This is a genomic window from Pseudomonas rosaeacicularis (assembly GCF_057128745.1).
Genome location: NZ_JBSKHT010000019.1, coordinates 105,097 through 118,015, shown reverse-complemented (window position 1 = coordinate 118,015; position 12,919 = coordinate 105,097). Strand labels below are relative to the sequence as shown.

Sequence of the window (12,919 nt, the reverse complement as noted above, 5' to 3'; positions counted from 1 at the left end):
TAAGTCCGAAATAGCATTACCAAATGAAAACTCAGTATTAATGGAAATATCGCCCAGGCCTTATTGTTGATCTCACTTGGATCATCCTGCCGATAGAGAATTGCCCCATGCATCTTTCTGACAACGTCGTCGACTTCACCCTATTTCGCAAACGCCGACAGGCCACGGCCGCGGCACAACTGATGTGGGCCATGTATACATCCCGGGCCGGGCTTTCTGCGATGACCGTGCAAATGGTGACAGGGCCCATTAACTCCCGTCAGGCTTGAGCCGATGAATTACTTGCACTCTGTGACTGATGAACCCGACGCCAGCCCAGAGGCCAAGGAGTGCAGCACCGTCGATGACGACTCCATTGGTCAACGGGTCGCGCAGAATTTGCAGCGCTTGCGCAGTAAGCGCTATTTGTCGCTGGATGCGTTGGCGCGCTCCTGTGGGGTAAGCCGGGCCATGCTGGCGCAGATCGAGTCAGGTCGCAGCGTGCCGTCGATCAAGGTGCTGTGCAAGATTGCCAAGGGGCTGAAAGTTTCAGTTGCGGCTTTTCTGGAAAACCGCGCTTTCGAAGGTGTTGAACTGTTACCCGCCCAGCAGAGCAAGCGCTTGGTCAGTGCCAATGGTGCGTTCGTCAGCCGGGCGTTGTTCCCCTACGACATGGCGCGGCAGTCGGAGTTTTATGAGATACGCCTGAGCGCATTGGGCGAGGAACGGTCACACGGACACGGACCGGGGATACAGGAAAACTTGGTGATCGCCCAAGGCGTTCTGGAAGTCAGCGTCAACGAGGAGAGATATCTGCTATCTACTGGCGACTCGATCCTGTTCTACGCCGACCAACCCCATTGCTATCGAAACCCTGCCGACAGTGAAGCAGTGGCGTTTCTGGTAGTGACCTACCCTGAGCGACTTGATTGACCTTTGGCGGCTCGGCAGCTCCGTTACACCCGCAGCCGGGCGCTGCCGTCAAATCGGGGCCGCGCGGTTCGCTCGTTTTAAACACAGAATTCATCAACCTTTTGCCTCAAAACGTTATTCCGATAACTTATTTATTTACCGCTTCTTAGATCATTTAGCCTGTTTTTCAGCCAGTCCTCTGCCGCCTGAACCGGAGCTTCTTGATGAAACTACACTTCTCCTATCGCCTCTTGGCGGCCCTGTCATTCACCATGCTTCATTCCTGGCGCAGGCGGCGGATTTTACCGTTGCCTATCAGACAACGGTCGACCCGGCTAAAGTCGCTCTAGCGGACAGCGCTTATGAAAAGGCCACCGACGCCAAAATCGACTGGCGCAAATTCGACAGTGGCGCGGATGTGATCACCGCCATTGCCTCGGGTGATGTGCAAATTGGTTACCTCGGGTCCAGCCCGCTGACGGCGGCGGCAACACGTAAGCTTCCGGTCGAAACCTTTCTGATTTGCCACGCAGATCGGCGCCGCTGCAGCGCTGGTCGCTCGCAACGGCTCAGGGATCAATTCACCGCAGGATCTGGTCGGTAAGAAAATCGCGGTGCCTTTCGTCTCCATCGGCCATTACAGCCCGCTGGCCGCGCTCAAGCACTGGAACATCGATCAAGGCGATTTGAACGAGACCTTACTGGCGGAGGATTAACGGTGGAGCAGGAAGCTCCGTCACGCGAACGCTCTACCCGACAGTCGAAAGAACATCCGCACTCTGGCGGTTGGATCGCAGGCGAGAAACGCGGAATCCCGAGGGGGCCGTGGCCGCAAGCTGCTTCATCTTTGCCCGCGACGATGTGAGGGACGTCCACATTAAGCGGAAGAATTCCGGGAGTTCTTCAACTGCTCAGGGCAGTCCTCCGGGAGATCGGGTCGAGTACCGCCTCGGTGGGCCAACGTGCGCAGAAGTACACGCCAGAACCGCAGCGCCGACGCGCGATCAATCCACACCAGGAAGATCGGCCCGTGCGATCCGGTTATCCCAGGTGGTTGAATGACCCTCCTCGAATACCCACTGATCACGAGCCTGGACCTCAGGACAAAGTTGCGTCTTTTCATCGCTGCGCGGGTACGCGGTTAAGTCGCTATCCCCCAAGCAAGGGTTGGTCGTGTGTGGATTGACATTCACCCAAATCGCTGCATCACCTAAAGCTGTACTGCACCCCTGCGTACGCGCCAATTCCGTCGCCCGGAATGATCGTTCGCGCACCGGCGCCCTTGGCATCGTAAGTCGGGCTGACGGACGCCGCGTATTTCTCGTCAGTCAGGTTACGCAGGTCCAGGTACACCGACCAATCTTTCTTCGGTGCGTCCCAGCCCAATTTTGCCCCCCACAACGTGTACGAACCTGCGGTACTGGTGTTGGCGAAATCCACCGAGGTCTTGGACGCGTAATAGGTGTTCACGCCCACGTACACGCCGTTGTCGAAGTTATAGCGCAGTTCCGCCTGATAGTTGTGCTTCGGAATACCGGGGAGTTGATTGCCGCCAAACTGGTCGTCGTCGCGGTAGAAGAAGTCGCTGTAGGTGTAGGACTGGCGCAGGTGCAGGCTATCGCCGCCGTCCTGGTAAAGCACCGAGTCCAGACCCAGCTCGACACCCTGGTGGATGGTTTTGCTGGCGTTGTATTCGGATGTCAGGGCATCGGCCGACGAGGTCGCCTCTCTGATGATCACCGACAGCAGTTCATCCTTCACCTGGGAGCGGTAGAACGTGAGGTCCCAGTTGTTGCGGCCAAATTGGCCACGCGTGCCGAATTCCAAGGTGTCGGCGATTTGCGGTTCGAGCTTCTGGCCACCGGAGTTGAGTCCGGTCGCGGGACCGGAGGTGAACACCTGAGCGCCGGACACAAATGCCCACGACTGCTGGGCCTCAACGGTGCGGCTTAGGTTACCGAACAGCTGCCAGTTCGGATTGATCTGGTAGCGCACACCGACGCGTGGGGCGAACTCCCAGTCGTCCTTCTCGATCGGGTTGTTCGGGTTGTCGGCTTCCCCTCCTACCGGGTACGAAACCCTGGCCTTGCGCTCGAACTGAACGGCAGACAGCCCCGCACTGAGCCACAATTTATTGTCGACCACTTCGGTTTCGTTACTGGCGCTCAGAACCGTGTCGGAGCCTTGGTATTCGGCTTTGCGCACCTCGCTGCCAGCCGGCAGATTGGCGGTAACGCCAGAAGGAATACGCACGCTGGTTTTGGCATAGCCGTTCAAATGCTCGGTGCGAAGCGCATTGAGGCGGGTGGTGCTGTTCTTGCCAAACAGCTGATCCAGGCGGTCGTATTTCAGGCTGGCCGAATAATCGGTGAAGCCCCATACCGTGCGGTTCACCCCTTGCAACGCGTCGATCGGATAGTCGTGATAGACCAGCCCCGCTTCAAGATTGGAATCGTCGTCAAAGGTGTATTGGGTCTTGCTGGCGATCCAGGTCGAACCCGGTTGCTTGCGGTGGGCCTGGACGTTGACGCTGGTCGGGTTGGCCTGCTTGTTGTCGTCCTTGAGCTGTTCCTTGGTGATGTAGCCCGGGGTTTCGTTGTCGGTGGTGCGGTAGCGGTAGTACAGACGGGTCTTCAATTGTGGCGAGAACTGGTAGCCGACGTTACCGGCAAACCCGGCACTTTTCCCTTGGGTCTGATCCTGAAAGCCGTTCGACGATGAGTCGGTGAGGCTGACGTAATAGTCGAGCGGGCCAAACACTTGCCCTGAACTGATCTGACGCTTCTGGTAGCCGTAGCTGCCCGCCTCATAGCGCACCTGCAGGGGCGCCGCGTCGTAGCCGGTTTTGGTGACGTAGTTGATCGCACCGCCCAGGTACAACGAGCCGATATCAAAGGCGTTGGCGCCCCGCAGGATCTCGGTATGGCTCAGCCCCAGCGGCTCGAACAGCTCATAAGGCGTACCGCCAGGACCTGAGACCGGCAAGCCATCGAACAGAAAGAAGATCCCGGCACGAAAGTAACCCACGCCCTTGTTGATGCCGGAGCCGCGAATCGAAATACGGCCACCGTCGTTGTTACCGCCGCCCTGAGTCGCGATCACGCCGGGCTGCAAGGCAAACACATCCGTGGCGGTGGACACCCTGCCCCTTTCAACCGCCGAGGCGCCAATGAAGTTGACCCCGCCCGCCACGTCCTTGAGGGCGCGTTCGGCTTTTTGCGTGTCGTCGAGTTTCTGCCCCTGCACGACCACCGTGCTCAACTGGCTCGCCGGTTTTTGCCCGGTGGTTTCGTTCACCTCGGTTTGTGCTGCATGCAGTTGTCCGATCAACAAAAACGTCGCCCCCGCCCCCACGGCAGATGGCAACCGGCTGCGCGCCGATACACTCGATGTTTTACCCCTGGTCATATTCAGCTCCTGCATAAGTTCTAATTTTAGCGCCTTACATAAAGGCGAAAAGTGTCGGCAAAAACCGTAGAGCACGGATCGTGCCAGCTGGTTTAGTTGTTATAACGGGCAATAAGAAGAGAAAAATCCGGGCGAATGAACTGCGACAAACACTTGCTGATAGGTTGCTGTTTGATTCGCGACAGTTGCGCTGCGCATTTCGAATGGCGGGTGAAAGTCGGCGGTCTTGTATTGAGACCCACATTGAGTTGATCTTCCCCAAAGGAAACAGCCGGATATCTCCATCGGGCGAAAAAGCCCGCCTTGAGCCTCCCGAGTAATCCGATGCGGCGATAGCGATATGCCGAAATCAAAGTGACTTATGCAATAAAAGACGTTGCGGCTGATTTTATATTGCGTTTCAATCTAAGCAGATTTTGCCTATTTTGAAGATGTCGTGTTGAAAGAAACTTGTCCGTCCCCTCCCGATAGTTAAGTGTTTTCATTTTGTTAATTGCTCTATGGTCAGAAGAAATACCGCAGCGGTTTAACTCAGCAAAAACAATTAACGCTGCAGCATGGGTTATGTATTAAATATCAAGATCTCTGGTGAATATGATGGCGAAACAGATTCAGATTCTGGACGGCGGCATGGGCAGGGAGCTCTCGCGCAATGGTGCGCCATTCCGTCAGCCGGAGTGGTCGGCGCTGGCGCTGATCGAAGCCCCGGAGTATGTGCGCCAGGCCCATGACGCCTATATCCAGGCCGGGGCTCAGGTCATTTCCACCAACAGCTATGCGGTGGTGCCGTTTCACATCGGCGAAGCACGTTTTCAAGAAAACGGCCCTTCGCTGGCACGTCTGGCGGGGTCCATCGCCCGGGCTGCGGCTGACGCCAGCGCCCTTCCGGTCCGCGTCGCGGGCTCTTTGCCTCCCCCGCTCGGCTCCTACCGCCCGGATCTGTTCGAGCCAGTCGAGGCCGCCCGGATTCTACGGGTGCTGATTGACGCCCTGAGTGACGATGTCGACCTCTGGCTGGCCGAGACTCAAAGCTCCATCGCCGAAGTAAGACTGGTGGCTGAGTTGCTCAAAGACGACCCGCGTCCGCGCTGGTTCTCCTTCACCCTCGACGATGCCCCCGACGCGCAGGGTCACGCCCGGCTGCGATCCGGCGAAAGCATCAGCGACGCAGTGATAGCGGCAGCGCAACTGAACGCCGCAGCCGTGCTGTTCAACTGCTCCCCTCCGGAAGTCATGAGCGCAGCCCTGCTTGAGGCCGCATCCCACAGCGCCCTGCCGCTGGGGGTATATGCCAATGCCTTCGAGCCGTCGGATAACAAGCGCGGTGCCAACGTGGGCATCAGCGAACTGCGTCGGGACACCCAGCCCCCCAACTATCTGCGCTGGGCAAAAGAATGGGTCGATCAGGGCGCCGGTATCGTTGGCGGTTGCTGCGGCATCGGGCCTGAACACATCGCCGCGCTGTCGGCTGCCTTTCCTCCCGTTGACTCCTCAACCGCTGCACTGGATACCCCGGCATGATCGATCGTCGTTCGTTTATCAAAGGGACTGGCGCCATTGCCATGACCGCGGCCATGACTTCTTCTTGGTCGTTGTCCAACGCCTTCGCGGACGAGCCGTCGCGTCCTAAAAAGGGCGGCCACTTGGTTATCGGGCTGGACAACGCCTCCACCACCGATCGGCTGGACCCTGCGTTCTGGTTCGAAAGCTGGATGTATTTCACCGGCAGCCAGCTGTTCAATGCCCTGGTCGAAATCGACGACAAGGGCGAGATCGTGCCTTCCCTGGCCGAGTCCTGGGCCAGTAGCGACGGCGGCCGCAAATGGGTGCTGAACATCCGCAAAGGCGTGCAGTTCCATGACGGCCGCTCCTTGAGCGCGAAAGACGTCATCTGGTCGCTCAACCATCATCGCGATGAGAAATCGTCTTCCCCGGTCAAGGGATACCTGGAAGCCGTCACAGGCCTGGCGGCCACCGGCGATCATGAGGTCACCATCACCCTCGCAGAGCCAAACGTAGAGTTTATTGCGCTGCTGTCTGCGGTTCATTTTGTGATTACCGCCGAGAACGAAGCGTTTGAAAAAGGCATCGGCACTGGCGCCTTTATCCTCGAAAGCTTCCAGCCCGGCGTGCGAATGCTGGTCAAGCGCAACCCTAACCACTGGAACCCTGCGCGTGGCCATGTGGACTCGGTTGAAACGCTGGCCATGAATGATTCCACCGCCAGGGTCGCAGCGCTGATCAGCGGTTCGGTGCAGATCATCAACCGGGTCAATCCGCGTATCGTCGGGCGCATTGAAAAAATGCCTTCGATCCAGCTGGTGCGCGACAAGGACAGCCAGATATTCACCTTGCCTGGGCTGGCCAACCTTGCGCCGTTCACGTCCCTGGATGGGCGTCTGGCGTTGAAGTACGCGGTTGATCGGCAGCAGATGATCGACACGGTCCTGGGAGGGTACGCATCCCTGGGCAACGACAACCCGCTCTTCCCCTCCAACAAGTATTTCTCCCGGGACATCCCGCAGCGGCCGTATGACCCTGACCGGGCGCGATTCCACTGGCAAAAGGCAGGGTTCGAGGGCCCGCTGGTGCTCTCGGCGGCAGACGCGGGTTTCCCCGGTGCGGTGGACGCGGCCCAGCTGTATCAGCAATCGGCGAAAAAAGCCGGCATCGCGCTGAACGTCGAGCGCGTCCCGGACGACGCTTTCTGGACCGACACCTGGCTGAAAAAACCGTTTTGCACCTCCAACTGGGGCGCACGCCCTACGGCAGATGCGCTGCTGTCGCTGGTGTTCACCAGTAACGCACCGTGGAATGAATCTGCCTGGCGAGTGCCGGCCTTCGATCAGTTGGTGAAGGCTGCGCGTGGGGAGACCGACGAGAACAAGCGCCGCCAGATCTACCATGACATCCAGGTGATGGTGGTGGATCAAGGCAGTGAAATCATCCCGCTCTATGCCGATGCGCTGTCTGCGACCCGCAAAAATGTGCGGGGCTTTACCTCCGTGCCGGGCGTGCCCCTCAGCGGCAACCGCGCCGCCGAGAAAGTCTGGCTGGAAGGATAATTTCATGGCGCTGACACTGCAGGTGTTCGCTCGTGCAGACGGGCGAAACCCTCTGAGCAGCATGATTGCCCGGCGCCTGGCCGCCGGGGTTTTGATGCTGCTGGCGATCTCGTTGTTGATCTTCGCCGGGCTGAATATGCTGCCTGGCGACACCGCCACCGCGATTCTCGGGCAGTCGGCCACGCCCGCTGCAGTCCAGGCACTCAAGCTGCAACTGGGCCTGGATCAGCCGGCAGGCTGGCGTTATCTGCATTGGCTGGGTGGTGTGTTGCAGGGGGATTTCGGCATCAGCCTGACCTCCCGGGAAAACATTTCCGTGGCCCTGTGGGACCGGCTGAAAAACACCCTGTTTCTGGCCGGCAGCACTGCGTTGGTGGCGGTGCCTCTGGCGCTGATCATTGGTTTTGTCTCAGTGCGTTTTCACGGCGGGTGGGTCGACAGCACGCTGAACCTGCTGACTCGCGCTGCGGTGGCGCTGCCTGAGTTTTTCTCCGGCTATCTGCTGATTTTCATTTTCTCGATGACCCTTGCCTGGCTGCCCAGCAACAGCAGTGTGCAGATGGACATGCCGCTGTCAGCCCGGCTGGTGGCGATCATCCTGCCTGGACTGACGCTGGTTCTGGCGGTGCTGGGGCACATGAGCAACATGACGCGAGCAGCGCTGCTCAGTGCCCAGCGCAGCAGTTATGTCGACACCGCGATCCTCAAGGGCCTGTCGCCCATGGGGGTTCTGTGGCGCCACGTGTTGCCCAATGCCTGGGGGCCGATCATCAACGTGATCGTGCTCAACATGGCGTACCTGATGGTGGGCGTGGTGATTGTAGAAAACGTCTTCGTCTATCCCGGACTCGGCCAGTACATGGTCGACAGCATCAGCAAACGCGATGTGCCCGTGGTGCAGGGCTGCGCGCTGGTGCTGGCGGCCATTTACATCCTGCTCAATCTCTTCGCCGACGTAGTCGCCCTGCTGACGAATCCCCGCATACGCCACGGAAAATAGCTAATGCCCGCCATAAGAATCGTCCACTTGCCTGGCATTGTCGGTCTGCTGCTGTTTGTGGCCGTCGCCCTGCTCGCCCCCTGGCTCTCACCCCATGCGCCCGATCAAGTGATCGGGATGGCCTGGGATGTACCGTCGGATCTGGCGCCCCTGGGGACCGACAATCTGGGTCGGGATCTGTTGTCCCGTCTGATCTGGGGCACCCGCACCTCCTTGTCGGTGACGGCCGTCGCGGCGTTGATCGCGTTCGTCACCGGCACCACGCTGGGCTTCATCGCAGGGGTCAGCGGTGGCTGGATCGATCAGTTGATCTCGCGGGTCAACGATGTGCTGATGGCGATCCCGACCCTGATTCTGGCGCTGGTCATTCTGGCGACGCTGCCCAAAACCCTGGGTGTGATCATTCTCGTGCTCGGGCTGCTGGAGGCTACGCGGATCCTGCGGGTGGCTCGCGCCCTGGCGGCCGATATCGCCGCCATGGAGTTCATTGATGTTGCGCGCATGCGTGGCGAACGCTTGAGCTGGATTTTGCTGCGAGAGATTCTCCCCAACGCTCTGCCGATATTGATTGCCGAGTTCGCACTGCGCTTTGTCTTCATTTTGCTGTTTCTTTCGGCGTTGTCTTTCCTGGGGCTGGGCATTCAACCGCCTACCGCCGACTGGGGTGGGCTGGCTCGGGATAACAAGGACGGCATCCTGTTCGGTATCTGGGCCGCGCTCATACCGGGAGCCGCGATCGCGACGCTGGCGCTGTGCATCAACACGCTGGCCGACTGGCTGCTCGGCGCGAATACCCGCGTCTGGGGAGCCCGCCATCATGGCTGACGTTCCGAGCATCACACCGACCCCGCTGTTGCGCGTCGAACAGCTGCGGATTGTTGCCAAGGGCAAACCACCACGGACATTGGTCGATGACATCTCTTTCACTCTCAACGCCGGGCAAGTGCTGGGGTTGATCGGCGAGTCCGGCGCCGGAAAATCCACCATCGGCCAGGCAATCCTGGGCCATTTGCGCGAAGGCATGGCGCTCAGCGGTGGACGCATCCTGTTCAACGGCCAGGACCTTCTGCGGTTATCGGAACCTCAGATGCGCCAGATCCGCGGCAAGCGCATTGCCTACGTCGCGCAGTCTGCCGGCGCCGCGTTCAACCCGGCGCTGACCATCGGCGAGCAAGTGGTCGAAGCTGCCCGGCTGCACGGGCTGATGGACGCTCATATGGCCAAGGAGCGGGCGCTGAACTTGTTCCAACGGTTCGCCCTGCCCAATCCGGAACAGTTTTTCCTGCGCTATCCGCACCAGGTTTCCGGGGGGCAGTTGCAGCGGGCGATGATCGCCATGGCGCTGTGCAGCGCGCCGGATCTGATCGTGTTCGATGAGCCGACGACCGCGCTGGATGTCATCACCCAGTTGGGGATTCTTCAAGCCATCGCCGGGGTCATCCGCGAAGCAGGTGTGGCGGCGATCTATATCAGCCATGATCTGGCTGTGGTGGCGCAGTTGGCGGACCACATTATGGTGTTGCGCCATGGACGGCGGGTCGAGTACGGCACGACCCGGCAGATTCTGCATGCCCCCGTCGAGGCCTACACGCAGGAGTTGCTCAGCGCCGAACGCGGAGGCCATCGGCCTAGGGCGGGGCAATCCGCGCACACGCCGCTGTTGGCCATTCGATCCCTTAGCGCCCGTTATCACCATCAATCGGTTCTGGATGCAGTCTCCCTGAGTCTGTCAAAGGGCCGTACGTTGGCACTCATCGGCGAATCGGGGTCCGGGAAATCAACACTCGGCAAAGTGATTTGCGGGCTGCTGGCCGCCGACGGGGGTTCAATGACGCTTAACGGCGTGGCGTTGCCCTCGACGCTTCGCCAGCGCACCCGTCAGCATCTGCAACGGATTCAGATGATTCACCAGATACCGGATAACGCCCTCAATCCCAAATTGTTGATCGGGGATCAGTTGAATCGCGCGCTGCAAAAATTCACCGCCCTGGGCCGGGAGCCGCGACAACGACGTGTCATTGAATTGCTCGGCCAGGTCGGGCTGGATGCGGAAGTGGCGCAGCGTTATCCGCATACGCTGTCCGGGGGCCAGAAACAGCGGGTTTGCATCGCACGAGCCCTCGCAGCGCAACCGGATCTGATCGTCTGTGATGAACCGACCTCCGCGCTTGACCCGCTGGTTGCCCGGGATGTGTTGCAGTTGTTGCGAAAGCTGCAACACGACACCGGCGTGTCGTATCTCTTCATCACCCACGATCTTCACGTCGTGAAAGAAATTGCCCACGATGTGGCGGTGCTGTGCGACGGTCGCATCGTCCGGCAAGGCGGCGTGGATGAAGCGCTCAGCGGGCCGATTGATGTCTACACCCAGCGTTTGATCGAGGCCGTACCGCAGATGAGAGAGGACTGGTTAGCGCAGATGACGGGATAATGCGTTGTCATTCCATTTCGACCTTTGCACCCGGTCCGTTCCCCTTCCAATTGCTCGTGCAAAAGCGAGATTGTTCGCGAAGCCATGTGCTTCTGACGAAGGCGTGGCAGCGCGACTTGCCCGCGAAGGCGGTAGGTCTGGCGATGAATAATTGTCGACTGAACCGGCCTATTCGCGGACAGGTGCGCTCCCACGGGTCCAGCGAACGCAACGATGTGCGCTGGTCCGGTCAAGCGCAAGCATCAGCATGAGCTATATCGTTAGCGCCCGAAAATCTAATTGCGATGCGCTATGCCCAGTTACATTACGCTCAACCCCGAATAATGGGATATGAGCTCATGTCTTCAACTGCAAAAGAAGTGGCCTGGATTCTCGGCGTCGGTGCCGTTGAAGGCTTGGGCGCCGCGCTGGCCCGGCGCTTTGCCCAAGGCGGATTTCAGGTGGTGGTCAGCGGCCGCAGCGTTGAAAAACTCAACGCCGTGGTCCAGAGCGTAGAGGCGGAAGGCGGCCAGGCGCTAGCGGTCAGGGCCGATGCGGGCAGCGAAAGCGACACCCTCGCCGCCCTTGAAGCGGTTCAGGCGTTGGGGCGGCTGCGGGTGGCCATCTTCAACGTCGGTAACTCGGTCGCCGCCCCATCGCTGGAGCTGAGCGCGCAGGTGTTTGAACAGACCTGGCGCGCCTCGACCTTTGGCGGCTTTCTGTTTGCCCGAGAGGCCACCCGCGCCCTGCTCGACAATCACGGCGGCACGCTGCTGTTCACCGGAGCGACCGCTTCGCTGCGAGGCAAACCGCCTTACGCGGCGTTCGCGGCGGCTAAGGCCGGGTTGCGTTCGTTGAGCCAATCGTTCGCGCGGGAATTCGGCCCGCGCAATGTGCATGTCGCCCACGTGGTGATCGACGGCAGCATCAACGGCGAACGCGTGCGCACCCATGCGCCGCAGCGCCTCGAACAACTGGGCGACGGAGGTGCCCTGCATCTGAAAGACATCGCCGACGCGTATTGGTACCTCCATTCGCAGCCGCGCAGCGCCTGGACTCAGGAGCTCGATCTGCGCCCTTTTAAAGAATCATTCTGAAGCGAACCACTTCAACGGGAGGCATACCTCATGGGTGCTCATCAACAGAATCTCGAACCGATTTGCGTCACCGGAGAACTCAACTACCTGCAGGACAACGGCATCCGCCCGGTCAATTACACCTTTCCACAACCCGAAGGCCAGCCGCAACGCACCGGCATCCTGCAGCCCACGCGGGTCGATATCCATAACGCGCGGCTGCTGGCCCATCCCGCGAGCCTTGATGTGCAAGGCTTCCAGCGCGTGGAATCACCCAGCAAGGTGCCCGACCTGGAGGACGAAAACCAGGTCGTCCAGCTGTATTACTCCGAGGCCGACGCGCTAATCCGCGCTCAGACCGGTGCGGTCAAGACCGTCATTTTCGACCATACGATCCGCGTAGATGAGCCGGGACGCGAAGCGTCCGGCCTTCGGGAGCCCGTGCGCTACGTGCACAATGACCAGACCGAACGTTCGGCGATCCGCCGCGTACGCGATCACCTGCCCGGCGAGGAAGCCGAGGAGCGACTGCTCAAGCGTTTCGCGATCATCAATCTGTGGCGGCCCATCGGAGGTCCGGTGTTCACCACGCCGTTGGCGCTGTGCGATGCCCGCACCATCGACTCGGCGGACTTTCTGCCCAGCGATCTGGTGTATCGCGACAAGGTCGGCGAGACCTTTTCCGTGCGCGCCAACCCCCAGCATCGCTGGTACTACTACCCGCAATTGCGCCCCGAAGAAGCGTTGCTGCTGAAGATTTACGACTCGCGCACCGATGGCATCGCCCGTGCTGGCGCGCATACCGCGTTCGACGACCCCGCTACGCCCGCAGAGGCGCCGCCGCGGCGCAGCATCGAATTGCGTGCGCTGGTTTTTTTTGCGGACTGAGTGCGCGCCATCGGCATGACGGCTTCCCGTGTTCAGGCGTTCTGCTTGGTAGCGGTCACTCGCTGAAGCAGAGCGTGCCGATTGAACAGTGTGACGGCCATGCCGCGCCTACACTCCGAAACGGGTAGGGAATTATGGAGTCCAGCGCTCAGCACAACGGGTCCTTTATGTGCGGAGCAAT

The 12,919-nt window shown here is 60.0% G+C and carries 9 protein-coding genes and 1 pseudogene; 9 read left to right on the top strand and 1 reads right to left on the bottom strand.

The features are described 5' to 3' along the window. Positions 1 to 273: 273 nt before the first annotated feature. Positions 274 to 912, top strand: a complete 639-nt coding sequence (locus ACWKWM_RS23640) for a helix-turn-helix domain-containing protein (RefSeq protein WP_483848464.1) — start codon at positions 274 to 276, stop codon at positions 910 to 912. Positions 913 to 1,115: 203 nt separating this feature from the next. Further along, positions 1,116 to 1,568: pseudogene (locus tag ACWKWM_RS23635) on the top strand (PhnD/SsuA/transferrin family substrate-binding protein); the annotation flags it as partial. 529 nt (positions 1,569 to 2,097) lie between these two features. On the opposite strand, the gene ACWKWM_RS23630 reads toward ACWKWM_RS23635, so the two are convergent. After that, the gene (locus ACWKWM_RS23630; RefSeq protein ID WP_483848463.1) at positions 2,098 to 4,299 is read right to left on the bottom strand and encodes a TonB-dependent receptor family protein; all 2,202 of its coding nucleotides are present in this window, start codon (positions 4,297 to 4,299) and stop codon (positions 2,098 to 2,100) included. A 594-nt stretch (positions 4,300 to 4,893) separates the two neighbouring features. On the opposite strand from ACWKWM_RS23630, the gene ACWKWM_RS23625 reads away from it, so the two are divergent. The 7 genes from ACWKWM_RS23625 (at position 4,894) to ACWKWM_RS23595 (ending at position 12,738) form a co-directional block, all read left to right on the top strand. Next, positions 4,894 to 5,820, top strand: coding sequence for a homocysteine S-methyltransferase family protein (locus tag ACWKWM_RS23625; protein ID WP_483848498.1), 927 nt, complete (start codon positions 4,894 to 4,896; stop codon positions 5,818 to 5,820). Then, on the top strand, positions 5,817 to 7,364 hold the full coding sequence (locus ACWKWM_RS23620; protein WP_483848462.1) for an ABC transporter substrate-binding protein: 1,548 nt from the start codon (positions 5,817 to 5,819) through the stop codon (positions 7,362 to 7,364). Before ACWKWM_RS23625 ends, ACWKWM_RS23620 begins: the two co-directional genes overlap by 4 nt. Before the next feature lie 4 nt (positions 7,365 to 7,368). Continuing rightward, complete coding sequence (locus tag ACWKWM_RS23615) at positions 7,369 to 8,364, top strand: ABC transporter permease (protein WP_483848461.1); 996 nt, start codon at positions 7,369 to 7,371, stop codon at positions 8,362 to 8,364. 3 nt (positions 8,365 to 8,367) lie between these two features. Continuing rightward, positions 8,368 to 9,189 (top strand): ABC transporter permease, encoded by an 822-nt coding sequence (locus ACWKWM_RS23610; RefSeq protein WP_483848460.1) that lies wholly within the window; start codon positions 8,368 to 8,370, stop codon positions 9,187 to 9,189. Next, on the top strand, positions 9,182 to 10,795 hold the full coding sequence (locus tag ACWKWM_RS23605; protein ID WP_483848459.1) for an ABC transporter ATP-binding protein: 1,614 nt from the start codon (positions 9,182 to 9,184) through the stop codon (positions 10,793 to 10,795). The genes ACWKWM_RS23610 and ACWKWM_RS23605 overlap by 8 nt, the downstream gene beginning before the upstream one ends. A gap of 338 nt (positions 10,796 to 11,133) precedes the next feature. Further along, a complete protein-coding gene (locus tag ACWKWM_RS23600) occupies positions 11,134 to 11,871 on the top strand; it encodes an SDR family NAD(P)-dependent oxidoreductase (RefSeq protein ID WP_483848458.1) in 738 nt (245 codons plus the stop codon). A gap of 30 nt (positions 11,872 to 11,901) precedes the next feature. Continuing rightward, positions 11,902 to 12,738 (top strand): CmcJ/NvfI family oxidoreductase, encoded by an 837-nt coding sequence (locus tag ACWKWM_RS23595; RefSeq protein WP_483848457.1) that lies wholly within the window; start codon positions 11,902 to 11,904, stop codon positions 12,736 to 12,738. The last annotated feature ends 181 nt before the right edge of the window (positions 12,739 to 12,919 follow it).